Genomic DNA, 24,472 nt, shown 5'->3' with positions numbered 1-24,472 from the left:
CTTTTACAGACCACTCATTTTCTTTGCGGCCATCAGTCGCTTAATGTTTTGCGTACCCAGCGACATATTGACGGCAGAGGAATGTACCGAGCAGCCCGATGAAATTAACGGCTGGTGCAAGGGTTCACCCAGAGACACAAATAGCCGGGTTCCGATACTGCCGGTTCGGATCTCCAGCGGCAGGGAAGATGGCGTCAAGGTGCCCATTTGGTGAGGATGTAGCTGGTTACCGCCGATATAGGCTCGTCCGGAGCGAATGTAAATGAACCCTGTTGTTTGGCTTTTGTCCGGCTGGAAGTGCCAAACACCGTAGGGTGCGATAATGATATCGAGGTAGGTAACGGGAATACTGTACGTTATAGGACTTACTGAGCCTTTGTAGTTGCCGATAAGCACCTTGGTCGCAGAATCGATTTCCTCGACCAGTGGAATTTGGTGGGATGAAACGTTAGAACTCGAGGCGTCGACCATCTCTTTGTGACCCGCTGGCAATGCTGTCCACAGGCTGAAAGACTCCACCCGGCCGTCTTGAGGCGTCATGGTATCTTTGTGAATAATCCCGTTTCCCGAGGTCATCACATGAATATCACCGCTATTGAGTGTGACATGGCTGCCCGATGAATCGAGGTGACGGAGCCTGCCTGTTACAGGGTAACTTATCGCATCAACCCCGGAGTGACCGTGATAATCGAGCCCGGTTGTACGGATTATTTCTTTGGCTTCAAAATGATCCCATAAAACAAAGGGATCAAGTTCATTGAGATTATCCGCATCGATAAATGCCGTAATGGATCCGGTTTTGTGGCCGTAGCGGATTTTATTTATCTTTTTAGTGTTTTTCATGATCAAATACCAACAGCAATGGTTATCTGATTTGCCACTAACTCGATCTGCAGAGCCTGACAACGAATTTCATTGGCCTTTGTATAAATAAGAATGGCCTAAATAATGATTTTTGATTATTAAATCTTAGACCTAGGACTCGGAATTGCTCAAGGTCAGAACAGGAAAACAGTGGATTCTTTTGGCCTAATTTAATCGCTCCAGCCAATTGACTGGATACCGCCGCCTTATTTCCAAGTCACATAATCGACAGAAGCCGGGCAGCCGAGCTCGGCGAACTTTTTCAGCCAGCGGATTTGGTTGTTTTGCAGCTTGTCGCCGGGGCCTTTTACCTCGACCCACTGATATTGATCGGCCTTGAACATGATAAGATCAGGCAAGCCTGAGCGGTTGTTTCGCGGGTCGAACAGCAGTCGCTTAAACAGCTCGCATAATGTAGTGCTCGGGATGGCACTGGTGGCCTGGAGTACGATGTCTTCCGTTAATACCGACCAGTTTACCCAGTCGTTGCTTATCCCTTGTTTATTACGGTAGATCTCTGTCCACGTCTGCCAGTTATTATTACTGATGTCTGTCAGGCGCTGGTTGATTAATGCCTCACGCTGTTGATAGAACTCCGGGTGGAACATGTCGCGGGGCGAGCGTTGGTAGGGGTTCAGAAATGCCCCCTTAATTGGCGCGAAGATAATATCCCAGAAGGCTAGCCCGAATAAGCCGCACAGCAAGCTATTTTCCAAATAATGCACCGACCAGCCCTGGCTTGCATAGTGGGCCGCCACGGTAAGTTCGACACGTTGGCCATTATTGGCCAGTGTAAGGTGACTTTCATTAAATACGGGCTTGGCTGCTGGTTGGTAAGTTCGGTTTAGGGTACGGCTTAATTTCTTTTCCAGCCGTTCGGCAACCTCAGCCTCATCTTCATTGTGCGGTGACTGTTTGATAGCCAAGGTTAGTTCAAGGGCCGCCTCGAACTGCTGAAGCTTGTCCAGAATACGTACCTGACGTTCTCTTGAAGGTGGGAGCTGGCTTTCTCTGAATAGTCTTAGTGCCTGCTCGGGCATCTCAAAGCGTTCTAAATCGCGGGCGATATGATTGATGAGCTGCTGGCGTTTTCGCTCTAGGGGGGGCCACTGACAGGCTGATGGGATCACCTCTGTAAGCGCGACGATCTCTGCTTGATCTTTGTTTTCTTTCGCCTGCCAGTAGTGATCGTTGAGTGAGGATAACTCAAGCCATTGCTGGATCTGGCGACGCTCGCTAAAGAGGCGGCTTTCCTTATCGACGGTGTAGCTTTCGAACTGGTTCAAGCCGAGATCCGAGAGTACAAACTGGCTTAAGTCTTGATAGCGGTTGCCAAAGAATAACAGCAGAAAAGTGTCGAGATGCTGCTGGTGGCAGATCTGTATGATGTCTTGTTTGAATTCATCTAGCGCTGGAGTATGTTTGATCAATTCTTCGACAAGTTCCGGCTTGCGGTATGACTTGCAAGGAGCCAGAGCTGGAAACAGCTTCAACAATTCAGGCTTGGTAAACAGGCTAGTGATTTTGTCTAGCGGCCAGTCAGAATTATTGCTTTCGACAAAGCCGACATTGTGAAGCGCCTTGATTGCCAGATGAATATCACCAATCTCTTCATAGCTAAGCTTGTCACAGCGGAAAAACAGACCTTTTCTTGATAGCAGGCGGATACACAGCATCTGGGCATTTTCAGGCAGATGTTGAAATGTCGTTATCCATGCCGCTTCTTCGTCGCTAAGCAGATCACTGTACTGCTGGTTCACAGAGTCGATGAGCAGGCGGAAGTTGTGAAGGTAGTAGTCCGGTGCGAGTACGATAGGGGTCATGGTCTGGTTTATACTCTGAGCGCATTCATAATTCTGTCAATGGTTTACATATTGCACTGCTGGTATGATGTTATCAATATTTCCGTGTTGTAAGGTCTGCTGTGTTTGCTCTGCTAAGAATCGTAAATCGCTTCTGTTTTGGTCTTTTTCTAATTTGTGTCGCGTTGCCGACAGCGGCAACGAATTCTATAGCAAATGAGTCAGATGTTCTCGGTAGTATGCCCGCTGATATTGTCGGTGCCGTTTGTGTTATCCGGCATGATAATAAAATGGTCATGTTAACTGAAGTGATCACCAAAAAAATGTCCCTGCCCGGTGGGTACATCGATAAGGGCGATACCCCGAGGCAGGCAGCAGCGCGAGAAGCACTGGAAGAAACTGGTATTCGGGTGAAGGTGGAAGCCTTATTGGAATATCGAGGTCGAGCAGCGATTTTCAGCTGTGTTGCCGAGTCTCCAATATTGGTTTCGTCATTTAAAGATGACACCGGTTACTCAATCGTTGCCTCTTGGTTTGCCAAGCATTACGCGACGGAAGTCAGGCGTGTCTACCTGATCGACCCAACTTCGGTAGACCCGGAGATATATCGCTTTAAAAAAGATACGAAGCTGCTGACTGGTTGGATGGAGAAAACCCCACCGAGCCAAATAGAAATGTATTCCGACCTCAGTCACATGGTTAACTCACTGCATCGGCTAGAGCTTGACTGGGTCGAGCAGATTCAGCAGGGGGTCAAGTCTTGGCCGGATGCCGGCCAAAGAGTATTTTCACACATCATTGCCGTTGTGAACTTGCCGGGTGAACCTTGGTTTCTTGCATTGTTGGTCATCGCTACAATTGGCTTTTATGGTCCGACTGGCTTGCTTCAATTAGCCGTTGTGTTGCTACTGGCAACGTTTACCAGCGCTGTGATTAAGCTCGGGCTGGCGTCGCCCCGTCCGTCGGACATCATGCCCGAACTACAGCAAATTAATGCCTACGGATTTGGTTTCCCTAGTGGCCACACCTTGATGGCTACCATGTTGTGGGGCATGTGCTGGTATGCGCTGAGCAAGCGTGTTGGCACGGTTGTAAAATGGCTGTTGTTACCGCTTTTCCTGATACTTATTGTCGGGCAGGCTGTTGCCAGAGTCTGGTACGGCGTGCATTTTGTCAGCGATACACTCGCCAGTATCCTACTCGGGGTGATTTTCGTCTCGGCTTTGATTGTCTGGCATTCCGCTTCTAGCTATTCACTTAAACAAGCCATTGTAAACCGATGGTTCTGGTTATCGACGTCCTTCGTCGTCGGGATTGTGGCCGGACTTAGTCTGGCTCCTCTTCATACCTATATCTTTGCGCTATTGCTGGGTATCGTCCTCAGTGTTGAAGCGTTGCCGGATGAGCCGTTTTCGCTTTCGCTTTTGGGGCGCTTCAAGCTAATGCTAATCATGCTTGCTGGGGTAGGAGTGATAGGACTCGGTATTGAGTTTCTGGCGACGCTCTCTTCGGTGAGCTTGATTGTTTTGGCCGTTCGGGGAACAGGCTGGACACTGGCGGCTATTTGGCTTATTGCTGGTTCGTCGGCTCTGATAAAAAGATTGAAATAAAATTCTGCCCTTGAGTAGCGTTTTATGTTGTTGCGCTCCGTCACACTTTGTTTCATATTCGTAGTGAGGTAAAGTGAATGCAAACGATTTATAAGAGAGGCCAGTAGTCGTAGGATACGGCAGCCATACTGGACAAGGAGAGCAATGTTACCTGTATTAACACATCAGAATAGTATCGACGATGTCGTGCTGTCATATCTGGACGAGTTGGAAAAAGCCGGTTTTGCCGGTGATATCGAACAAAATTATGCCAGCCGATTGGCTGTAGCCACTGATAACAGTGTGTATCAGCTGTTGCCACAAGCTGTCGTTTTACCCCGCACTACAGATGATCTTATCTTGATTGGCCGGGTAGGCCAGAACCCGAATTTTAAGCAAGTCACCTTTTCTGCCCGTGGGGGCGGCACTGGAACCAACGGCCAGTCATTAACGCCGGGGATCGTCGTTGATCTCTCTCGTCATATGAACCAGATCATTGAGGTAAACCCAGAGCAGGGCTGGGTGCGAGTACAAACCGGGGTAGTAAAAGATCAGCTTAATGACGCCCTACGTCCTTACGGCTACTTCTTCTCGCCGGATTTATCGACCAGTAACCGTGCCACTATCGGCGGGATGATTAATACTGACGCATCTGGTCAGGGTTCGCTGAAATACGGTAAGACCTCTGATCACGTTTTGTCGCTGAAAGCTGTGCTGGTGGATGGCTCTGTATTGGAAACCGAGCCGCTGACTCAGGAGCAGATATATACGGCATCAGAGGGAGATGGGCTTGCCAATAAAGCGATGCTGATATCGTCCCAGGTATGCCGTGACAAGCGACAGCAAATTGTTGATAAATTTCCGCCATTGAATCGCTTCCTGACCGGTTACGACTTACAGAACGTTTTTGATGACGAGCTGACGGAATTTGATATTACCCGCCTGTTGTGTGGCGCTGAAGGCTCGCTGGCCTTTATTGCCGAGGCGAAGCTTAATATTACGCCAATCCCGAAATCCCGGACCTTGGTGAATATAAAATACGATAGCTTTGATTCGGCTTTGCGCAATGCCCCGATGATGGTCGAAGCTCAGGCTTTGTCTGTTGAAACGGTTGATTCGCGGGTACTGAATCTGGCCAAGCAGGATATTGTGTGGCACACCGTCAGTGATTTATTGACAGACGTTCCTGGCAAAGAGTTGCTGGGCATCAACATGGTTGAGTTTGCCAGTAATGATCCGGCAGAAAATCAACGTCAGGTCGAAGCCTTGTGTGCGCAGTTGGATGCTTTGATAGAGGCCGAGCAAAGCGGTGTCATTGGCTATCAGGTGTGTGATGATCTTGCCAGCATCCAGAAAATTTATGGTATGCGCAAGAAGGCGGTTGGCCTGCTGGGTGCGGCAAAAGGCAGCAAAAAACCGGTTGCCTTTGCTGAAGATACTTGCGTGCCGCCGGAAAACCTTGCTGATTTTATTGCCGAGTTCCGTCAGTTGCTTGACGAGAAGCAGCTGGATTACGGCATGTTCGGTCATGTGGATGCCGGGGTACTTCATGTGCGTCCGGCACTGGATATGTGCGATCCGGAACAAGAGCGCCTAATGAAGGAAGTGTCCGATCAGGTTGTTGCGCTGGTGGCAAAATATGGCGGTTTGATGTGGGGCGAACACGGTAAGGGGTTCCGCTCGGAATACGGACCGGCATTTTTCGGTGAAGAGCTGTTTACCGAGCTGAGACGAATCAAGGCGGCGTTCGACCCGGATAACCGCATGAACCCCGGCAAGATTTGTACCCCGCTCGATAGCAATGCCGAGTTGGTGAAAGTCGATGGCGTGAAGCGTGGCTTCTATGATCGACAGATCCCGGTGAAGGTGCGCGATAGCTTCAAGCAGGCGATGGAGTGTAACGGCAATGGCTTGTGCTTTAACTATGATACAAGCTCGCCGATGTGCCCATCGATGAAGATCACCGCCGATCGTCGTCACTCACCCAAAGGTCGTGCAGGTTTGGTGCGCGAATGGTTACGGCAACTCTCTGAGAAGGGCATTGATCCGATGAAGCTGGAAGCGGAGCTGATGAGCCAGTCTCCGACAGTGAAGCAGATCATCGACCGGTTTAGAAACACCTTCGGCTCGGGCAAGAGCGACTATGACTTCTCCCACGAGGTAATGGAAGCCATGAACGGCTGCCTGGCCTGCAAGGCGTGTGCGAGCCAGTGTCCGATCAAGGTCGATGTGCCGAGTTTCCGCTCTCGCTTTATGAATATCTATTACAGCCGCTATCAGCGCCCGGTGAAAGATTACCTGGTGGCCTATGTGGAAAGTTATTTGCCCTTGATGGCAAAAGCGCCAGTGACCTTTAATGCCGTGATGCGTCCTTCGTGGTCGAAAAAGCTTACCGAGAAAACGTTCGGTTATGTGGATATGCCAGCATTGTCTGTGCCGACCTTGAAGGAAGGGCTGGATGGTCATCATGCCACGCGTTTTGACCTGCAGTGGCTACAGGCATTGTCGCAACAAGAGCGTCAGGATTATGTGCTGATTGTTCAGGATCCGTTTACCAGCTTCTACGATGCCGATGTGGTACGAGATTTTGTCTACCTGATTGAAAAACTCGGCAAGAAGCCGATGCTGGTGCCGTTTAAACCCAATGGCAAGGCGCAGCATATTAAAGGTTTCTTGCGTCAGTTTGCCAAGACGGCACGTAATACCGCTGACTTTCTTAATCAACTCTCAAGCTTGGGTATTCCGCTGGTGGGCGTCGATCCGGCACTGGTGCTTTGTTACCGGGACGAGTATGAAGAAATACTGGGTGACAAGCGGGGAGAGTTCCATGTTCAGACGGCTCATGAGTGGTTGCAGCCGCTATTGCCAGAGCTGCCGTCTCATCCACTGCGTGAAGATGACATATGGTATTTGTTTGCCCATTGTACCGAGAAGACCAAAATGCCGAATGCCGAGAAGGAATGGGCTGAGATCTTTGCCCGCTTTGGTGCCAACCTGATGCCTGTTTCTGTTGGCTGTTGCGGTATGGCTGGTACGTTCGGCCACGAAAAGGACAAACTGGAAATGTCCCGTGGTGTGTACAATCTGAGCTGGCAGCCGAATCTTGAACAGCTGGATACCGACAGGTGTATGGCGACGGGATATTCCTGCCGAAGTCAGGTAAAGCGATTCGAACATATCAAGATGAAGCATCCGGTTCAGGTGCTGCTTCGGGTTGTAAATAACCTCCGATAAGCTTCGATTACCGGTGTAAAAATCAGAAAGCGAGAACCAGGGTTCTCGCTTTCTTTTTGGTGCTTTTTATTTCTGTCACTGACCTTATGCCGTCGCTGCTAATCGTCAGGGCACAGCCAGCGATAGACTACCCCGGCGGCGATGGCGCCTAGAATCGGGGCAACCCAGAAGAGCCATAGCTGTGCGATGGCCCAGTCACCGACCATAATGGCAGGCCCAGTACTTCGGGCAGGGTTAACGGATGTATTGGTGACCGGAATGCTGATTAAATGGATCAGTACCAGCGCCAACCCGATAGCCAGCCCGGCCATTGAAGGCGTGGCCAGTTTGTGGGTAACACCAAGGATCACAATGAGAAACATAAAGGTCATGACGAACTCGGTGATAAAACCTGACAGCATAGTATAACCGCCGGGTGAGTGGTCGCCATATCCGTTTGAGGCAAGCCCGCCAGCAAGATCGAAACCGGTTTGACCACTGGCAATGATATAAAGTACAAATGCGGCAAAGATAGCGCCGAGCACCTGGAAGACAATATACGGGCCAACTTCACTGGCGGGAAAACGTCCTCCTGACCACAGGCCGACGGTGACTGCCGGGTTAAGATGGCAACCTGAAATATGGCCAATGGCATAGGCCATGGTGACAACAGTTAAACCAAAGGCAAACGACACACCCAGTAGGCCGATACCCACATCCGGGAAAGCGGCGGCTAATACTGCGCTGCCACAGCCGCCCAATACCAACCAGAATGTTCCAATAAACTCAGCCACCAGCTTTTTGATCATCGTTGTAATCCTCTTAGGATGGGATGTATTGGACAGAGTATAGAAACGGAACTGGCTGATTAATGGCTCAAAAATGGAAAAGCTAGCCAATATACCCAAACACCATCAAGATGCAGGATTTAAAGTGTGGCCAGCGTGTTCAGTTCAAGAAAAATAACGGTAGGATATAGTCAGGTTTTCCATTGGATGAGGTGTCTATCGATTGGCCTCCAGCAAATAGGTTTCAAGCTGATCGGATAGCCAGGATATGACGGCACCACGCTGTGTATTACTATCAACTATTTCGCCATAAGGCTGCCAGTTCATTGCTTTGCTATGTTTGAGTACGGTAATCGTTCCTTCTCGTAGATGATCATTGATTAACAGGGCCGGTACGTAAGACCAGCCTGCGCCGTCCAGAACGGCGTCACGAAGATGTTCATAAAAGGGAAGGGCGATGAAATTACTGGAGCGTGGTGTTGCCGCTTTCAGACTTTCGTCATCAACATAGGCAAGCGCGATCTCGGTATATCTTTCCAGATCAGAGCTGCTGACTTTACGTAGTCGACTTAAGGGGTGCGCTTTGCGCGCCACTGACATCATGCGAACCTGTCCAAGTTCATGGTGATTCACACGGGAGACTCTGTGGTCGCCGGGCAGCAGGCTGTAAGCAACATCAATGATATTTTGCTGCACCATTTGTTCTAGCTCAGGTGGTGGCGCAACATAAATCGATATACTCGTGTTCGGAAAGCGCTCGCTCATTTGCTGCACCAGTTGACGCCAAAGCAATTCAGGCAAAGTATCGTCTCTGGCTATGCGCAAAGTCGATTCAACACCGCCAAGGTGTTGGCTGCATTTGTTCTGAATATCACCGGCAATCATTAGAAGCCGTTCACAATCGTTATTAATGGCTTCGCCAATGTCAGTCGGCTGAACCTTGTTTCCCGATCGTTCCAGGAGCTGGACGCCCAGGTCATCTTCAAATACGCTCAGCGCGGCACTGACTGTTGTCCGGCTTTTGTTTAGTTTTCTCGCAGCCTCGGCAATTGAGCCGCACTGACATATTTGCAGGAAAATTTCGATTTGGCTGATTTTCACGACTGAGCCTCGCTAAGGTAGGGAATGAGCTGCTGGTCTATTGATAATATCTCTGGCGTCAATTATTTCGTCGCTGGGTGATTATAACAAACAAAACTATCACGATAAGATAGTTATACCCCGCAATAATTAAGAATGTCCGACGAAAAAAGCGTCGGTTGATAGAGGTACTTATGACTTGTAACGTGCAGCTTGAACGTCGGCTGCTTCAGTTTTCGACTTTCTCCTCGTTTCTGTTTGCCGTGATGGGGATCGGTCTTGGTTTGTGGATGGGCTCATTGGTCATCGTTTTTGACGGCGCCTATTCGTTTATTAGTCTGGCCTTGACACTGGTGTCGCTGGTTGCAGCTATGTATATTCGCCAGCCTGATGGCGCATCCTGGGATAAAGCAAAAGTTGAATCGTTGGTGATTGCCTTTAAGGGCGTTGTGATCACCGTGATGTGCTGCATTTCTTTTAGTACGGCAGTGGTTGCCATTTTTAACGGCGGGCGTGAAGTCGATACAGGGTTGGCTCTGCTCTTCGGAGTGATAAACATCGTTGGCTGTCTGGCAACTATCTGGGTAATGGCAAGAAAAGGCAAGCAGGCCAATTCTGCGTTGGTGGAAGCAGAAGTAAAACAGTGGGCAATGGATACAGTGATTAGCGGCGCTGTAATGATTGGATTTGTTATTGCCACCTTTATGGAATACACCGATTACTCCCAGTATGCCGTGTATGCTGATCCGGTGATGGTTGTTCTAGCTTCAATCTATTTTGTGATTGTACCGCTGAAAATGGTTTACGGTGCGGTGAATGATCTTCGCAGGTTAAGCGCCCAAAAAAGGGTTGCTTGCGAGCAGAAGGCTATAGGTGCGCTGATAAAATGAGCTGTCACAGAAAAATAAGCAACTAATGCTTAAACGGGAAACCCCAATGGCTTCCCGTTTTCTGTTACATGCGCTCGAGTTTATTTTCGTCCGAGAAGCAGGGTATCTTCAATTTCTCGGAAAAAATTCGCCGTATTGATCAGTGAGCTTGCCGTTAGTGCCGGTACGCCGTAAATCTCGACATCCACATTATATTTGGATTGTACCTTGTCGACGAGCAGGTCAAAGTCGCCGTCACCGGATAGCAGGATAACCCGATCCACTTCGGCTGCATGTTCAATGACATCGAGGGTGATCCCCACATCCCAGTCACCTTTGGCCGAGCCGTCGCTACGCTGGATAAATGGTTTGAGTTTTACTTCAAAGCCAATGCCTCTCAGAATATTTTGAAACTGACGCTGTTTTTCGTCACCTCGGTGAATGGCATAGGCGTAAGCGGCAACGACCTCCCGGCCCTGTGTGGCTTCTGCCCAAAATGCGTTGTAGTCAAAGTTACAACCATAGGTATCTTTGACTGTGTAGTAGATGTTTTGCACATCGACGAAAATAGCAACTTTTTCCACAATAATTCTGACCAGATGAATGATAGTTCACAGAGTGCCTATATATGAGTAAAAACTCAAGCATGATGAGCTGATACGGTCATATTGTTAGGGCTTGTTTCTCTTACAGTCTCTGACACTTGTAGACGAGGGAGAAAAATGTGACAGTAAAGCCAGTTATGTGTCAGTTAAAGAAAAACTGTTGAATATGATGATGAAGAAAATCTTGGCGACATGCCTTTTCCTTGCCCCTGCGGCGGCCTTTGCTCAGAGCTGCCCTGTTGACGTGCAGAATGATATCCATATTGCCGGTGAGCAGGTGTCGGTGTATCAAGGCGGTCAGCCTAAGATGATGATTGACGAGAACAATCAGGTATACATCAACGGTGAGCGTCTGGAGCTGGATGCTATCCAGCAAAAAGCCGTAGATGCCTATAGTCATGGGGTAAAGGAATACTTGCCGCAAATGGCAGATATTGCCGATGATGGTGTGGGTATTGCTTCCGATATTTTGAATGAAGTCTCTGCGCGCTTCGACTCGAAAGAATCTTTTGCCAAGGTTGAGTCCTTGATTGATGACTACAGCCAAAAGGCACACCAGAAATTCTATCAGGATGGCGAGTTCGTTATGCCTGCCGATATCTTTAGTACCGTCGATGCCGACTGGAAGCAGGAATTTGAACAAGCCATGAAGCATGTCAGCATGGAGTCGTTGTCCGGACTGTTTTCTGCATTGTCGCAGGAAATGAAAAACGGCGAGCTGAATTTCTCTGAGCTGCAACAACAATTTGCCGAACTAAAGGCAAGTATTGAAGAGAAAGTGCGCTCTCGTTCGGGTGAGGTTGCAAGCAAAGCCAATGATCTTTGCGACTCAATCAAAGGGCTGGCCGAGGAAGAGAAAGAGCTGCATCGCGTGGTGCCGGCGTTGAAAGATTATCAGATGTTCGAAATCTAGTGAGATTGGTATAACTCTATTGATTTAACTAGCAAAACCCACACTTTAACTGTGATAGAGTGTGGGTATATGTGGTTAGTCTGGTTTCGAAGGTGAGTGTATGTTGAAAATCGGCGTTATCTTTGTCCTGCTGTTACTGGCATTTCTGGCAACCAAATATTTAGATGAAAATGCCCAAAAGAAAATGTTGATTGGGCTCGGTATCGTTATAGGTTGCGCCGTTGCTTTTTTTATGGCGATTGAGTTATTTCGATGAGCCTTATACTCTGAATCTGGTATAGCAATAAAGCCTGCTTATTTAGCGTAATGTCGTTCGGATAAGCACATTAATGGGTAGAGTCAGGATACATATGACACCGAGCGTGGAAACGTTCGGTGTTTTCTTTTTTTGGGGCGAGAGGAGGCAAGATAAAATGATCCATATCCTCGCGCATCCACTGCAACATTGAAGGGAAGTAATCATCAAGTAGCACGACCAGTACTCGTAGAAGGGTATCTGCTTAATGCTAACAGGAATGGCGACGTTATCCTCAAATTACAGAAAGCTGTGGTGTAATATACAAATAGATTAATTTCTAATTTTTCGAGATTATCCCTAACTTATAATAATTAGGCATCATCAACATCGTTAAACAAACTCTTATCGTGTGTTTTTCTCCCCCTAATTATGGTTAACTTATTATTATGTTGTTTTTTATATCTCAATATTATTAAGTTTGTAAAATGGATTTCTTAAATAAGAATGTTGTCATTACTGGTGGTTCATCAGGAATAGGGTTTTCTATTGCACGATTATTGTTATCAAAAGGTGCTTATTTGCACTTGATTGCAAGGAGCAAGGATAATTTAATTAAATCTCAATCAGATTTGAATGCGTTGAATAAAGAATCAAGAGTATTTGTCTATTCTGTTGATTTAAAGAATAAAAATCTAGTTGAAGATACGATAAATGATATAGGTAGGACATATGGCATTGATGTTATTATAAATAATGCTGGCGTAGAGGCTTACGGAAAGTTTGAGGATCTCGATGATGAAACACTTCGCCATGTATTTGAGGTAAACTATTGGGGAGCAGTTAATGCTACTAAGGTAGCAATTCCGTTTATCAAGCGCAGCTCAGGGAATATCAGTTTTGTATCAAGTGTTGCCGGATATCTAGGTGCCTGTGGCTATGTCAGTTATGCCCCAACAAAGTTCGCTCTCACAGGCTTTGCGGAATGCTTAAGAATGGAAATGAAGCCATTTGATGTCAGTGTAAATATAGTATTTCCACCTGACACTGACACTAATATGTATGCAAGGGAAAAGAAATTCCAAATACCCGAAGCAAAAGCATTAAGTAAACACGGAAAAGTAATTAGTCCTGATCTAGTAGCACAAAAACTTATTACGTCAATTATTAAAGGGAAGTTTGAAGTTTTATGTAACAGAGAAAGCTTAGCTATAAAAATAACGAAGAATTTATTCCCTGGTATTTATTATAAAATAATCGACAAAATCACGGCCTCATCATACAAACGTTAGTTTAATTATTATAATGGAAATGTGAATATGGAAAAGAAGCTAAACGAGTTCCATCTATATGTAAAGGATATGGTTAATCACAAAATAGCCCATCTAGACTTAGACGATATCGTTGAAGATGGACGATATATATATTTAGATGAAAATAAAATGAGGAACTATGGATCTTGCAGTTACTTGTGTGTCGAAAATGATCCTAGGTTAAAATGTGCCGCAATAGAAGAGATAGAAAGAACGGGTACTCAACTATCTGCGTCTCGCGCATATATGTCCCACCCTCTGTATCATACGATAGAAAAAAAGCTTAATCATTTATTTGGTGGAAACGTTCTACTCACTGCCACAACAACACTTGGCCACCTAAGTGCCCTGCCTGTGCTAGTGGAAAGAGGGGATCTGCTTATTGTCGACCAACAAGCCCACTCTAGTATTCAACTTTCAGCAAAGGTTGTCGCAGCGTCAGGAGCAAAAGTAAAGGTCATCAGACATAATGATGCAAATGCTCTCGAAAAGCTGATTAAAGAAGGTCACGACTATAGAAAAATTTGGTATGCAACCGATGGGGTTTTCAGTATGTATGGTGACCTTGCACCAATGACTGAAATTCGCTCGATGCTCGATAAATATGAGAACTTCTGGTTGTATATTGATGATGCGCATGGGGCAGGCTGGCGTGGAAAGCATGGAAAAGGCTATGTGTTAGGAGAGAATGAGCTCCATGACAGGTCTGTCGTCACAATTTCATTTGCCAAATGCTTTGGTGTGACTGGAGGTGGGATTATTTTACCCAACCAAGAGTTATATGAGCTCGTTAGATACTGTGGCCCTGCCTTTTCATTCGGCGGCCCTATCCAACCAGCTAACCTCGCTGCTTTGAACGCATCACTCGACTTGTTTATGAGTGATGAAATCGAATCACTTCAAGCACAACTTTTTGAATTGATAAACTACTTCAATGATAAGGCAGCTGATTATGGGCTTCCTTTAATTGCAGCGACGGCCAGCCCAATTCGTTTTATTGCTATTGGGAATGAAATAGTTACCAGAGATATTATCAATGACCTTATGACGAAAGGTATATACGTTAATATTGGAGCCTTCCCGGCCGTAGGAAAAGGAAAGTCTGGGCTGCGTATCGCACTCAATATTTCTCATTCAAAGCAAGATATTGATGAACTTTGTAAGCTAATTTCCGAATGCCTTAAAAAGAGAGTGAGTAAGGAAGCAAAACAGATGGAGAGAAGTTACGCGGAGTCCTCCTTACTTCCTGCTTTTGTAAAAGAGATAACTGATCAAGCGGTCAAAGACAGCATCGTTAATGCTGATTGGAATGATTTTCAGTCAATAAGCATTTAATTTCAAAATTACATTTAGTTCGTTTATCAACAGGTGAACTAAAATGTATAATTCTGCTCAAATAAGCATCAATACTTATATGAGTGGTTGGCGGTAGGGTACATATAACACCGAGCGTGGAAACGTTCGGTGTTATCGTTTCTTGGTCAACATAGAGAAATCCCTGACCAACGATGTGAAGAGGGATTATCTAACAGCCGCTGTTAGCGCGCCTTGGCTCGGCTACGGTTCGGTTTGCCGTTTTGGCTCTGACCTTGGCCCTGACGCTGACCGGAAGTCGGCTTACCGTTGCGGTTTGGGCGGCCCGAGTTGTTGCCATTACCGTTACGGTTACCAGTAGACTGTCCAGCAGGTTTGCCGTTTGATTTACCTCGGTTACCTTGCTGGCTCTGGTTGCCTTTGTTATTGCCGCTAGAGCGGCTACCCGGTTTACGTTTGCCATCCTTGCGGATATCAGGCTGATTTGGGTGCTTGGTTGCAAAGCGTTTTGCACCGTGACGGCCAGAGCCTCGACGTTGTGCCGGTGTCATCTCTGCCTCGCTGCCTTCTTCTGGTACCAGGCAGTTTGGTCGATCACCAATCAGGTACTTTTTGCCCATCGAGACAAGCGCTTCGCGGATCAACGGCCAGTTTAGCGGATCATGGTAGCGCAACAGTGCTTTGTGCAGACGACGCTGGCGATCGCCCTTGGCAACAAATAAATCTTCGCGCTTTTTATATTTAACACGCTTGAGCGGGTTAGTTTCAGAGTGGTACATCGCCGTTGCGTTACACATCGGGGACGGGTAGAAGTTCTGAACCTGATCACACTGGAAATCATTCTTCTTAAGCCACAGAGCCAGATTCAGCATGTCTTCGTCGGTCGAACCCGGGTGCGCCGAAATGAAGTACGGGATCAAGTACTGCTTTTTGCCTGCTTCTTTGCTGTATTTCTCAAACAGTTCCTTGAAGCGGTCATAGGTGCCCATGCCCGGCTTCATCATCAGATCCAGTGTGCCTTTCTCGGTATGCTCAGGCGCTATCTTCAGGTAACCACCAACGTGGTGGGTCACCAGCTCGCGGATATATTCCGGTGACTCGATAGCCAGGTCATAGCGAACACCTGAAGCAATCATGATCTTCTTGATACCGTCAACATTACGTGCCTTGCGGTAAAGATCGATGGTGTGCTTGTGGTCAGTATCCAGCTTCTTACAGATCTCCGGGAAGATACAAGAAGGACGACGGCAGTTTGCCTCGGCGCGTGGATCTGAACAACCCAGGCGATACATGTTGGCTGTTGGTCCACCAAGATCCGAAATAGTGCCGGTAAAGCCCGGAACCTTGTCGCGGATATCTTCCAGCTCGCTGATGATCGATTCTTGTGAGCGGTTTTGGATGATACGTCCTTCGTGCTCGGTGATCGAACAGAAAGAACAGCCGCCAAAGCAACCGCGCATGATATTCACACTGGTTTTGATCATGTCATAGGCTGGAATTTTAGCCTTGCCATAGGAAGGGTGAGGCACGCGCGCATAAGGCAGGCCAAAGACAAAGTCCATCTCTTCCGTGGTCAGCGGAATAGGCGGCTTGTTCACCCATAGTTCGCGATCAGCGTGTTTCTGGATCAGTGCACGTGATGAGTAAGGGTTAGTTTCCAGGTGCATAACTCGGCTGGCGTGCGCATAGAGAATACGATCGTTGCGCAGCTTTTCAAAAGACGGCAGACGAATAGCCGTGCTGTTGGAGTCATGGCGAGACGGCTGAATGTGAACCGGCTTGGCTTCCACTTCTGCCTTTTTCTCGGCTTTGTTGGTTTCGCAGTTCTCTTCAGTCGCATAAGGGTTGGGCATTGCCATGGCCTTACCCGGTTTTTCAATGCGGCTGGAATCAATTTCTTTATAGCCTTCAGGCCGCTCTTTCATGATCACTGCCGTACCGGCTATGTTGGTCAGTGTCGCAATGTCTTCGCCATCCGCCAGACGGTGTGCCACTTCAACCAGGGCACGCTCGGCATTACCGAAAAGAAGAATGTCGCCTTTGGCATCAAACAGAACAGAGCGACGGACTTTGTCTGACCAGTAATCATAGTGAGACAGGCGACGCAGGCTGGCTTCAATACCACCGAGTACAATAGGTGTTTCTTTGTATGCTTCACGGCAGCGCTGAGAATAGACCAACACAGCGCGATCAGGTCGCTTGCCGCCTTCATTGTTCGGTGTATACGCATCATCATGACGCAGTTTGCGATCAGCCGTATAACGGTTGATCATCGAATCCATGTTACCGGCAGTAATGCCGAAAAACAGATTCGGTTTGCCCAGCGACATAAAGGCGTCTTTGTTGTTCCACTCAGGCTGGGCAATGATACCGACTCGGAAGCCTTGCGATTCTAGCAAGCGGCCAATTACCGCCATACCGAAGCTTGGGTGGTCAACGTAGGCATCACCGGTAACGATAATAATGTCGCAGCTATCCCAGCCAAGGGCGTCCATTTCCGCACGGGTTGTCGGTAAGAACGGCGCAGTGCCGTAGCATTCCGCCCAGTATTTAGGATAGCTATTTATTGGTGTTACATCAGTGTGCATACATTGGCCTCAATCTTTGAAGGCGGGAATTATAGCCGCTTGGTAAATAACTGGCTAGCCCTGATATTCTCTGGGTTTGACTCACCACGAGGACATAAAAAAGATGTGGGTTAATCTTAGTCGGAATCTGATGAATTTCGTTGTTTGTTTGTCCAAAAGATGATGTCAATCCTGAACCATCTTAGAACGGGTCATGGCAACCTATGATGACGTGATATACCCAGGATATAAATGGTTAGCTGCTCAAGCCTAATTAGAAAAGTGGACAAGTTTGCTAGGCATTGATGACGGATAATCTATTTACACCTTGTGTTTCATATGGTTTCATATTGAACTATTCGCTAGGGATATGTGTATGGCAATCGGTCGCGGGTGGTGAGATAGTCGAATTCGATTCGATAATCTTCTTCGTATATATCTGAAGTCCGGAAGGTATATAAACTGGGTTTGTTGAATATACTGTTATTTACCCTTACGAAATTTAGCCTTATAGAAGAGATAAATAATCACCCGACTTGCACTCAATACCCAACAGGTGGAATATTCTCGTGTATTAATGGAGGTAAAGTGATGTTTGTAGTTTCGTTAACATATATCTGTGAAATGAGTGAAGTAGAGAAATACTTAGAAGCTCACATTGATTATCTAGAAAAAGAATATAAAAAAGGTTCTTTTATTGCTTCTGGTAGGAAGGTACCAAGAAACGGTGGTGTAATCTTAGCCAATGTTGATAGCCTAGAGCAGTTAACCCAAATATTAGATGAAGACCCGTTTAAACAGCACGGTTTAGCCGAGTATGAAGTCACAGAATTTATTCCATCTAAAACATCAAAAGAGCTCGACTTTCTACGTCAGCAATAGATACATAACAAGAAAATCAAGCTAACCCGTTACACTCGGCGGTTTTGGTTAGAAGTTCGGTGCACTTGGTAAGTTGATCGTGGGGCACCTTATTGCAAGCGTTACAAGCTTAAATGGAAATACAGAGGTTACATGGATATTTGTAAGAGAATTCAAGTGGTATTTTGGGTCACCCTTTCGTGTGTTGGCGTGGATCAAGCCACAAAGGTATTAGCCTCTCAAGAGCTTTCAAATAATGTAATGACTAGCTACTTTTCAGATTTGCTTCGTGTGGGTTATACGGAAAATATCGGTGCTTTCTTGGGGTTGGGAAATACGCTTTCTGATGACTATCGGTTTGGCTTTTTTGTTATAGCTGTAGGTACTTTTCTTTTCGGTCTATTGGCTTACATTGTTATCAGTTCGAAACAAAATTTGCCTTCATTAATTGCATTATCAATGGTTTTTTCGGGTGGTTTTAGTAACTTTTATGACCGAGTTACCAATAATGGTGCAGTTATAGATTTTTTAAATGTTGGTATAGGCCCAGTTCGTACCGGCGTTTTCAATGTTGCAGATGTGGTAATTATGGTCGGTGTCCTGATGCTTTTGTTATCGCATAATCGTCTTAAAATTCAGCGTGCTAGCATGTAACAAGTAATCAAGGTGATGCATTACATGCGGCATTTTTGGCTTGAAATTTAGTTGGCTTTGATTGTTCTGTGCGGGGCAATTTTATTACAGTCGTTAGGTTGCTTGTTACCGTATAAATTATAAAAGGAACATTTGTGAAGGAATATCTAGTAGAAAAAGAGAATGCAAAGCTTCGGTATCATGACTTACCAGGAGATGGAGTACCCATTATTTTTATACATGGGTTAGGGTGTGCATCTTCTTTTGATTATCCCCAAGTAGCGTCCATGTGCGGTCTTGAACAACATAGAAGATTGCTTGTTGACCTCTTAGGCTCTGGATTTAGTGATAAGCCTGATCAATTTAGTTATTCCATAGAAGAACATGCAGATTATCTGGAGCGGTTTATCAACCACTTAGACATAGGTGAGTTTTTCATATATGGACACAGCATGGGTGGTGCCATATCTATAAATTTAGCTGCTCGATGTGATGGGGAACGATTGAAGGGACTAATTCTTAGTGAGGCAAACCTTGACTCTGGCGGTGGTTTTTTTAGTAAAAAAATAGCTTCATATAATGAGCAAGAGTACTTGAATACAGGGCATACTGAAATTGTTCAAGAGAGTAAAAAAGAGTCGAATGAAAACTGGGCTGCAAGTTTAGCAATGAGTTCGCCGATAGCTATTTATAGAGAGTCTATATCATTAATAGAAGGGCAATCACCGTGTTGGTGAAAAGTTTTTTATTCATTAAAGGCTTCTAAAACGTTCATATTCGGCAATAATTCGTTGCCAGATCCAGATTATATGGAAATAGAGAAAGAAAGTATCAATATTGAAATCATACCTGCTGCTGGGCATTCAATGGTGTGGGAGAATCCAGAAGGGCTGGCTATGGCTATTGTTGCAGCTATCAATCTAACAAAGTAATCAAGGTGACCCGTTACACTCGGCGGTTTTACTATGGAGTTTGTCACGCTTGGTGAGAGTGTCGTGGCACACCTTATTCCTGGCGTTAGGCATTAAGATCCTTTCTATATATGTATATCTTGAATAGTGATTGTTTCATATCAATCACTTGATAATAGTTCGCCGTGTGATTAAATGCCACCGCATTCATAAGGTTATGGAATTACAGGAGAGTAAGTGTGAATAATGAAATGATTACATATGGTTCGGAACATGAGTATGCAGGATTTTGGATTCGTGCGGGAGCATCTTTTATTGATGGAATCATCATAATCATTATTACGATGCCATTAATGTATATGGCCTACGGTGATGACTATCTCTATTCTGAGGATATAGTCCTTGGTCTATCGGATGTTGTACTGAACTATGTTTTCCCTTTATGCGCAACGATAGCATTTTGGGTGTATAAGTCTGCAACACCAGGAAAAATGGCAATAAAGGCTACAGTTGTTGATGCGAAAACGGGAAACAGTTTAACTGTGAAACAGTCTATCATTCGTTATCTAGGATACTTTGTTTCTACAATTCCTTTGGGGCTTGGTATCTTTTGGGTTGGCTGGGATAGTAAGAAGCAGGGATGGCACGATAAATTAGCAGGTACAGTTGTCATTCGTCCCCGAAATAAGGGCGTAGAAAAAGTCTCGTTCGGTAACTAATGGTTTTCAAGTTGATTCGAAACATGACTTATGCATCGTTTCGAATCAACTGGTTTGTTTTTATGGTTCTATCTATAAATAGGGAGGTTGTGAGGCAACAAGTCAGCATTCTGCCCAGTATTTAGGATTGCTATTCATTGGGGTTACATCAGGGCAAATACGCTGGCCTCAATCTGAGAAGGCAGGAATATTGCCGCTTGGTCAATTACTGCTTCTCAAACCACTGTTCAAGGAAGTTGATGCACTGTAAAACGGCAGGGGGAACGTAATGGCGGGCTGGATATAGCGCGTAAAGGGTAAGGTTAGGCTTTTCACTTTTAGGCAATACCTCCAGTAATTCACCTGCCTGGAGCAAATCTCGACAGACAAACTCTGGTAAAAACCCAATGCCCAAATCGGCTTTAATTACCTGCAGCATAAATAGCACACTGTTAACTCGAAGTGTTCCCGAGGTTGAAACCAACCCGTCCACGGGCCAAATGTTTTTGCCTTTAAAGTAAGCGTACTCAAAGCAATTGTGTTCTAACAAATCCTGTGCTGTTTCAATCTTGGAGTGATGTGCTAAGTAGCGCGGGCTGGCGCACAGATGATAGCGGAAATTGGTTAAGGGCCTGCCAATATAACTAGAATCGAATGGTTGGCTAGAGGCCCGAAAGCCTAAATCAAATCCTTCAGCAACCAAGTCTACATCTTCATCTCCTAAATGAATGTCGAGGTCTACATCTGGATAGGCATGCATAAAATCGGCAAACAGTTTGGACAGGTCTGTAATGCCTAATGCCATAGGGGCATTAATCTTGAGTTTTCCTCGCGGTGTTTGTTGTAGCGCCTGTACAAAGGCATCCGCATCATCGAGCTTAGCCAAAATGTCACGAGCATATTTAAGATACCCCTCGCCAGCATGAGTGAGCGTAATATTGCGGGTCGTTCTATGCAGCAACCGAACACCCAGCTCATCTTCAAGGCGAGTTATTTCTTTACTGATCATTGATTTAGATGTGTGATTTTGTTCCGCAACCCGAGTGAAACTCCCCACTTCAGCTAGACGCACAAATAGTTCAATGGCTCTTAACTTATTCATTGTATGCCCACCCATGGCTCTATTGTTTCCATTATGGAAACAGATGGTTCGTATTGTCACTATATATCGCATCAGCCTATTTCACTATTCTTTTTTCTGTCAGCAATACGAGGCTGAAAGAACAAACTTCACCATGCTGGGGGAGTTAATTTAGTCAATACGGAGATGAGTTATGTATACATTATATTTTCTACCTGGCGCCTGTTCGCTTGCCACTCAAGTCGTGCTACGTGAATTGGGACAGGAAGTCACTCTTATTGATAAGCAAGCAGTTGATAATTTTACAGAGATTAACCCTGTGGGTACCGTTCCTGTATTAGTCAATGGTGATCAAACGTTGACCGAGGGGGCTGCAGTAATGATTCACCTTTTAAGCAATCATCCTAATAAGATGTGGCCAGGAAACGACCCTGTTGCCAAGCAATCTGCTATTCAAGACATAATGTTTGCCAACGCAACTATGCATCCCGCTTATAGCCGACTCTTTTTTGCGGCGAATTCAATTGAAAATGTTGAACTAAGAAGTCAGGTCTTTGAGGCAGCAGCATCGAATATTCGTACTCTGTGGCAAGTGGTCGAAGATAAGCTAACCAATTATCCCTTCCTGGGGGGCGAGCACGTTTCTGCTGCTGACATCATGTTAGCCGTATACTCCCGCTGGGGTGAAGGGTTTCCTGTCGACATCAACATTCCGCCAAAAGCACAAAAGATGATTGAGCATGTTTTATCTATGCCAAGTTTTGCTGCCTCACTTGTTGCTGAGCAAGATGAAACAGCTTTGGCTAACGCTGTATAAAGGAGGGGTGATGAAGCTTAGTGAGCATGAGTTCATCGAACTCGAGCAAGTAAGCCAGGTCATACAGCGCTATTTTGATGGCCTTCATTATGGCGACACGAAAAAGTTGCGCGAGATATTTCATTCCGATGCGTATCTCAAGGCACCAGAGTTAAGGCGAAGTCTGGATGAGTGGTTAGCGCTGGTGGCACAGAGGCAGAAGCCAGCCACCAATGGTGATGAGTATGCATACCGAATCTTGTCTGTTGATGTTGTCGGCCAGCAAGCGATGGTGAAGGTGTTGTGTCCACTTTTAGGAAGTATCTATATCGATTTTCTGGGTTTGCTAAAAGAGGACGGTCACTGGCGCATCGTCAATAAAATGTACGCAGACGCATAGCGAGTAATAAGGGAATAACCAGATGCCATACATTAATGTGAAAGTGACCGATGAAGGGGTAAGTTGTGAGCAGAAGAATGCAATCATTCAAGGTGTGACTCAACTTATGGTGGATGTTTTAGGCAAGGATCCGAAAGCGACCTTTGTGGTAATTGATGAGATCAATACCGATAATTGGGGGATAGGTTTTGAACAAGTGTCCGAGTTACGAAAACAGCAATTAACATAATGGACAATGGCCAAGGCATGTTGCGTGCCTTGGCTGTTTTATATTTACTTTATATCAACTTATTTACCAAACCTAAAAAATATATATTCAACTTGCTGATAATCCACAAGTAAATAAACATTCCTCTTGTATTTAACGCTATGGCAACCATAGCTTTTTTGAGGGGAATAAATCATGATTAAGAATGTAATGAATACCAAGGCGGTTTCTTCACTACTTTTAGTTTTCACTATGTTTGCGCCAACGGTTCATGCCGATTTGGATGATTGGCATGAAGAGCGTGTTGAAGAACGCCAAGAAGAAAGGCGCGAAGATCGCAGGGAGGATAGAAGGGAAGAGCGACGTGAAGACAGACGAGAAGAACGTAGGGAAGAACGTCGTGAAGAGATAATAGAAGATATCATCGACTAACGTTTATCATCCTGCCAATTGGATTTATGCATCGGTGAAAGAAGCTGAGTGGTCAGAATCATCACCGATGCAATATGGTTACGTGTTACTCGATTGGTTTTAACTTGTAGACAATTAGGTTTTCACCATTATAGAAGCTGGTCACTACGTTCTCGCCAACTTTTTTAAATCGCATGGAACTGAAAACTTTGGTGCTCTTATCAATCTTGTCTTTCAGTGATTTGCTATCCGAGTCAGCAAATACTTGAATCAATACTATTCTACCATTGCTGTCTTTTTGATACTGGGCATCATAGCGAACATTGAATTTCTTGGCACGCTCGTCTTGGCCGTAGATATTCAAAGTGTTGCCATCAAACTCCATGTAAAAGGCTTCACCTTTTACTGACTCGGCTTGCCAAAAACCGTTGATCTTATAGAAGACTGGTGTGAACTTCCCTTTGAGAAATAAGAGCACCAGACTAAGGATAATGATACTAGTCAGTAGCTTAATTAAGGGGTGATATTTATGCATTGTTTGTCCTCTCCACACCCGTAAATAGTGGCACTGACCTTATCGATATAGTCATAATGGGTTGATTGCAATGTTTCATTTATGAGTTTGAGTTCATTCTCATTTGGAGTAAACAGTATAAATGTATTATTTATTCGTACTGCCTCAATGTCTTCTTGTTGAGTAAAACTGACACCGAACACAATCAGTAAACTGGCGAGAATGGTGATTAAGCCAAATATAGGCTTACTAAGCCTGATGTCCGGTTGTTTTTTCTTCTTCGGCGATGGGGCTGGGACAGCGGTTTCAGGTTTGGCTGTTGTTGTTTTCTCTGGCCCTGCATCGCTAGTTTCTGGAAGAGGGGGGACGCTGGTATGAAATTCAGGTTGTACCCCTAGCTTGTAGCCTCGTTTGGGTACGGTAATGATCAGCGCCTTACCTTGGTTAAATAGCTTCGAGCGTAAACTGTTAACCGTTTGGTTAATCGTAAACTCTGACGCATAGGTGTTCGCCCACACGTTTTCCGCGATGTCAGTACGAAGCGCTACATTCGGGTATCGTTGACAGAGATACTTGAGTAATTCGGCCTCTTTGATGCGTAATTGAGTCTGGGCACCATCATTGCTATTAGTGATCAACATATCAGTGAGTGAAACCTTCAGGTTTTGAATACTGATATAAGTGATATTATCGTCGAGCGGGTTTGCCATATTGGTTTTTCAGTACTGTAAGTAATGCATCATGATTGAAGTTATAGACGAGCAAATTATGATACAGTTCAAATTGTTAAGCAACAAAATGCAAGTA

General features: G+C 45.6%; 25 protein-coding genes. 16 read left to right on the top strand and 9 right to left on the bottom strand.

All coding sequences use genetic code 11. The features are described 5' to 3' along the window. Positions 1 to 3 precede the first annotated feature (3 nt). Positions 4 to 843 (bottom strand): pirin family protein, encoded by an 840-nt coding sequence (locus L4D19_RS11000; RefSeq protein WP_428452504.1) that lies wholly within the window; start codon positions 841 to 843, stop codon positions 4 to 6. A 227-nt stretch (positions 844 to 1,070) separates the two neighbouring features. Beyond that, positions 1,071 to 2,687 carry a VRR-NUC domain-containing protein gene (locus tag L4D19_RS10995; RefSeq protein ID WP_428452503.1) on the bottom strand — a complete coding sequence of 539 codons (1,617 nt, stop codon included), beginning with the start codon at positions 2,685 to 2,687 and terminating at the stop codon, positions 1,071 to 1,073. A 218-nt stretch (positions 2,688 to 2,905) separates the two neighbouring features. On the opposite strand from L4D19_RS10995, the gene L4D19_RS10990 reads away from it, so the two are divergent. Continuing rightward, entirely contained in the window at positions 2,906 to 4,276 is a 1,371-nt protein-coding gene (locus L4D19_RS10990) for a bifunctional NUDIX hydrolase/phosphatase PAP2 family protein (RefSeq protein ID WP_428452502.1), read from the top strand. A gap of 144 nt (positions 4,277 to 4,420) precedes the next feature. Next, the gene (gene ydiJ / locus L4D19_RS10985) at positions 4,421 to 7,489 is read left to right on the top strand and encodes a D-2-hydroxyglutarate dehydrogenase YdiJ (RefSeq protein WP_428452501.1); all 3,069 of its coding nucleotides are present in this window, start codon (positions 4,421 to 4,423) and stop codon (positions 7,487 to 7,489) included. 98 nt (positions 7,490 to 7,587) lie between these two features. Here the strand turns inward: ydiJ and aqpZ are convergent, their stop codons facing one another. Further along, positions 7,588 to 8,274: an aquaporin Z gene (aqpZ, locus tag L4D19_RS10980; protein ID WP_428452648.1), complete on the bottom strand. Its 687-nt coding sequence runs from the start codon at positions 8,272 to 8,274 to the stop codon at positions 7,588 to 7,590. Positions 8,275 to 8,472: 198 nt separating this feature from the next. Then, positions 8,473 to 9,357: a LysR family transcriptional regulator gene (locus L4D19_RS10975; protein ID WP_428452500.1), complete on the bottom strand. Its 885-nt coding sequence runs from the start codon at positions 9,355 to 9,357 to the stop codon at positions 8,473 to 8,475. Positions 9,358 to 9,530: 173 nt separating this feature from the next. Here L4D19_RS10975 and L4D19_RS10970 point away from each other — a divergent pair, with 173 nt between their 5' ends. Beyond that, complete coding sequence (locus L4D19_RS10970) at positions 9,531 to 10,226, top strand: cation efflux transmembrane domain-containing protein (protein ID WP_428452499.1); 696 nt, start codon at positions 9,531 to 9,533, stop codon at positions 10,224 to 10,226. An 80-nt stretch (positions 10,227 to 10,306) separates the two neighbouring features. On the opposite strand, the gene L4D19_RS10965 is transcribed toward L4D19_RS10970, so the two are convergent. After that, complete coding sequence (locus L4D19_RS10965; RefSeq protein ID WP_075763327.1) at positions 10,307 to 10,789, bottom strand: LabA-like NYN domain-containing protein; 483 nt, start codon at positions 10,787 to 10,789, stop codon at positions 10,307 to 10,309. Positions 10,790 to 10,949: 160 nt separating this feature from the next. Between L4D19_RS10965 and L4D19_RS10960 the strand changes: the two genes are divergently transcribed. The 4 genes from L4D19_RS10960 (at position 10,950) to L4D19_RS10945 (ending at position 14,606) form a co-directional block, all read left to right on the top strand. Next, complete coding sequence (locus L4D19_RS10960) at positions 10,950 to 11,723, top strand: YggN family protein (RefSeq protein WP_428452498.1); 774 nt, start codon at positions 10,950 to 10,952, stop codon at positions 11,721 to 11,723. 100 nt (positions 11,724 to 11,823) lie between these two features. After that, entirely contained in the window at positions 11,824 to 11,979 is a 156-nt protein-coding gene (locus L4D19_RS10955) for a hypothetical protein (protein WP_428452497.1), read from the top strand. 467 nt (positions 11,980 to 12,446) lie between these two features. After that, on the top strand, positions 12,447 to 13,250 hold the full coding sequence (locus L4D19_RS10950; RefSeq protein WP_428452496.1) for an SDR family NAD(P)-dependent oxidoreductase: 804 nt from the start codon (positions 12,447 to 12,449) through the stop codon (positions 13,248 to 13,250). 27 nt (positions 13,251 to 13,277) lie between these two features. Next, on the top strand, positions 13,278 to 14,606 hold the full coding sequence (locus tag L4D19_RS10945; protein WP_428452495.1) for an aminotransferase class I/II-fold pyridoxal phosphate-dependent enzyme: 1,329 nt from the start codon (positions 13,278 to 13,280) through the stop codon (positions 14,604 to 14,606). A gap of 203 nt (positions 14,607 to 14,809) precedes the next feature. Here L4D19_RS10945 and L4D19_RS10940 read toward each other — a convergent pair whose 3' ends face one another. Continuing rightward, positions 14,810 to 17,173 carry a YgiQ family radical SAM protein gene (locus L4D19_RS10940; protein ID WP_428452494.1) on the bottom strand — a complete coding sequence of 788 codons (2,364 nt, stop codon included), beginning with the start codon at positions 17,171 to 17,173 and terminating at the stop codon, positions 14,810 to 14,812. 570 nt (positions 17,174 to 17,743) lie between these two features. Between L4D19_RS10940 and L4D19_RS10935 the strand changes: the two genes are divergently transcribed. From L4D19_RS10935 to L4D19_RS10915, 5 genes are all read left to right on the top strand, one after another. Continuing rightward, positions 17,744 to 18,034 (top strand): YciI family protein, encoded by a 291-nt coding sequence (locus tag L4D19_RS10935; RefSeq protein ID WP_428452647.1) that lies wholly within the window; start codon positions 17,744 to 17,746, stop codon positions 18,032 to 18,034. Positions 18,035 to 18,166: 132 nt separating this feature from the next. Beyond that, positions 18,167 to 18,667, top strand: coding sequence for a signal peptidase II (lspA, locus tag L4D19_RS10930; RefSeq protein WP_428452493.1), 501 nt, complete (start codon positions 18,167 to 18,169; stop codon positions 18,665 to 18,667). Positions 18,668 to 18,801: 134 nt separating this feature from the next. Next, positions 18,802 to 19,383: an alpha/beta fold hydrolase gene (locus L4D19_RS10925; RefSeq protein ID WP_428452492.1), complete on the top strand. Its 582-nt coding sequence runs from the start codon at positions 18,802 to 18,804 to the stop codon at positions 19,381 to 19,383. A gap of 54 nt (positions 19,384 to 19,437) precedes the next feature. Next, entirely contained in the window at positions 19,438 to 19,578 is a 141-nt protein-coding gene (locus L4D19_RS10920; protein WP_428452491.1) for a hypothetical protein, read from the top strand. A gap of 230 nt (positions 19,579 to 19,808) precedes the next feature. Then, entirely contained in the window at positions 19,809 to 20,276 is a 468-nt protein-coding gene (locus L4D19_RS10915; protein ID WP_428452646.1) for an RDD family protein, read from the top strand. Positions 20,277 to 20,481: 205 nt separating this feature from the next. On the opposite strand, the gene L4D19_RS10910 is transcribed toward L4D19_RS10915, so the two are convergent. Continuing rightward, a complete protein-coding gene (locus L4D19_RS10910; RefSeq protein ID WP_428452490.1) occupies positions 20,482 to 21,357 on the bottom strand; it encodes a LysR family transcriptional regulator in 876 nt (291 codons plus the stop codon). A gap of 172 nt (positions 21,358 to 21,529) precedes the next feature. On the opposite strand from L4D19_RS10910, the gene L4D19_RS10905 reads away from it, so the two are divergent. The 4 genes from L4D19_RS10905 to L4D19_RS10890 all read left to right on the top strand — a co-directional run bounded on the left by L4D19_RS10905 (position 21,530) and on the right by L4D19_RS10890 (position 23,172). Beyond that, the gene (locus L4D19_RS10905) at positions 21,530 to 22,153 is read left to right on the top strand and encodes a glutathione S-transferase family protein (RefSeq protein ID WP_428452489.1); all 624 of its coding nucleotides are present in this window, start codon (positions 21,530 to 21,532) and stop codon (positions 22,151 to 22,153) included. A 10-nt stretch (positions 22,154 to 22,163) separates the two neighbouring features. After that, positions 22,164 to 22,532 carry a nuclear transport factor 2 family protein gene (locus L4D19_RS10900; RefSeq protein ID WP_428452488.1) on the top strand — a complete coding sequence of 123 codons (369 nt, stop codon included), beginning with the start codon at positions 22,164 to 22,166 and terminating at the stop codon, positions 22,530 to 22,532. 22 nt (positions 22,533 to 22,554) lie between these two features. Next, entirely contained in the window at positions 22,555 to 22,761 is a 207-nt protein-coding gene (locus L4D19_RS10895; protein WP_428452487.1) for a tautomerase family protein, read from the top strand. A 174-nt stretch (positions 22,762 to 22,935) separates the two neighbouring features. Further along, positions 22,936 to 23,172, top strand: coding sequence for a hypothetical protein (locus L4D19_RS10890; RefSeq protein WP_428452486.1), 237 nt, complete (start codon positions 22,936 to 22,938; stop codon positions 23,170 to 23,172). Positions 23,173 to 23,257: 85 nt separating this feature from the next. Here L4D19_RS10890 and L4D19_RS10885 read toward each other — a convergent pair whose 3' ends face one another. Together L4D19_RS10885 and L4D19_RS10880 are read right to left on the bottom strand one after the other, a co-directional pair. Further along, on the bottom strand, positions 23,258 to 23,686 hold the full coding sequence (locus tag L4D19_RS10885; RefSeq protein WP_428452485.1) for a hypothetical protein: 429 nt from the start codon (positions 23,684 to 23,686) through the stop codon (positions 23,258 to 23,260). Next, a complete protein-coding gene (locus tag L4D19_RS10880; RefSeq protein ID WP_428452484.1) occupies positions 23,665 to 24,375 on the bottom strand; it encodes a winged helix-turn-helix domain-containing protein in 711 nt (236 codons plus the stop codon). The genes L4D19_RS10885 and L4D19_RS10880 overlap by 22 nt, the downstream gene beginning before the upstream one ends. Between the last annotated feature and the right edge of the window lie 97 nt (positions 24,376 to 24,472).

The organism is Photobacterium kasasachensis (genome assembly GCF_050336885.1).
In the GTDB taxonomy this organism is placed as follows: domain Bacteria; phylum Pseudomonadota; class Gammaproteobacteria; order Enterobacterales; family Vibrionaceae; genus Photobacterium; species Photobacterium kasasachensis.
This window is presented reverse-complemented; position numbering and strand designations above follow the sequence as displayed.

What these genes read in the sequence shown, in the direction of transcription:
- L4D19_RS11000 (WP_428452504.1), bottom strand. Translation starts at nt 843, where the DNA reads ATGAAAAACACTAAAAAGATAAATAAAATCCGCTACGGCCACAAAACC.
- L4D19_RS10995 (WP_428452503.1), bottom strand. Translation starts at nt 2,687, where the DNA reads ATGACCCCTATCGTACTCGCACCGGACTACTACCTTCACAACTTCCGC.
- L4D19_RS10990 (WP_428452502.1), top strand. Translation starts at nt 2,906, where the DNA reads ATGCCCGCTGATATTGTCGGTGCCGTTTGTGTTATCCGGCATGATAAT.
- ydiJ (WP_428452501.1), top strand. Translation starts at nt 4,421, where the DNA reads ATGTTACCTGTATTAACACATCAGAATAGTATCGACGATGTCGTGCTG.
- L4D19_RS10970 (WP_428452499.1), top strand. Translation starts at nt 9,531, where the DNA reads ATGACTTGTAACGTGCAGCTTGAACGTCGGCTGCTTCAGTTTTCGACT.
- L4D19_RS10955 (WP_428452497.1), top strand. Translation starts at nt 11,824, where the DNA reads ATGTTGAAAATCGGCGTTATCTTTGTCCTGCTGTTACTGGCATTTCTG.
- L4D19_RS10950 (WP_428452496.1), top strand. Translation starts at nt 12,447, where the DNA reads ATGGATTTCTTAAATAAGAATGTTGTCATTACTGGTGGTTCATCAGGA.
- L4D19_RS10945 (WP_428452495.1), top strand. Translation starts at nt 13,278, where the DNA reads ATGGAAAAGAAGCTAAACGAGTTCCATCTATATGTAAAGGATATGGTT.
- L4D19_RS10940 (WP_428452494.1), bottom strand. Translation starts at nt 17,173, where the DNA reads ATGCACACTGATGTAACACCAATAAATAGCTATCCTAAATACTGGGCG.
- L4D19_RS10935 (WP_428452647.1), top strand. Translation starts at nt 17,744, where the DNA reads ATGTTTGTAGTTTCGTTAACATATATCTGTGAAATGAGTGAAGTAGAG.
- lspA (WP_428452493.1), top strand. Translation starts at nt 18,167, where the DNA reads ATGGATATTTGTAAGAGAATTCAAGTGGTATTTTGGGTCACCCTTTCG.
- L4D19_RS10915 (WP_428452646.1), top strand. Translation starts at nt 19,809, where the DNA reads ATGATTACATATGGTTCGGAACATGAGTATGCAGGATTTTGGATTCGT.
- L4D19_RS10910 (WP_428452490.1), bottom strand. Translation starts at nt 21,357, where the DNA reads ATGAATAAGTTAAGAGCCATTGAACTATTTGTGCGTCTAGCTGAAGTG.
- L4D19_RS10905 (WP_428452489.1), top strand. Translation starts at nt 21,530, where the DNA reads ATGTATACATTATATTTTCTACCTGGCGCCTGTTCGCTTGCCACTCAA.
- L4D19_RS10900 (WP_428452488.1), top strand. Translation starts at nt 22,164, where the DNA reads ATGAAGCTTAGTGAGCATGAGTTCATCGAACTCGAGCAAGTAAGCCAG.
- L4D19_RS10895 (WP_428452487.1), top strand. Translation starts at nt 22,555, where the DNA reads ATGCCATACATTAATGTGAAAGTGACCGATGAAGGGGTAAGTTGTGAG.
- L4D19_RS10890 (WP_428452486.1), top strand. Translation starts at nt 22,936, where the DNA reads ATGATTAAGAATGTAATGAATACCAAGGCGGTTTCTTCACTACTTTTA.
- L4D19_RS10885 (WP_428452485.1), bottom strand. Translation starts at nt 23,686, where the DNA reads ATGCATAAATATCACCCCTTAATTAAGCTACTGACTAGTATCATTATC.
- L4D19_RS10880 (WP_428452484.1), bottom strand. Translation starts at nt 24,375, where the DNA reads ATGGCAAACCCGCTCGACGATAATATCACTTATATCAGTATTCAAAAC.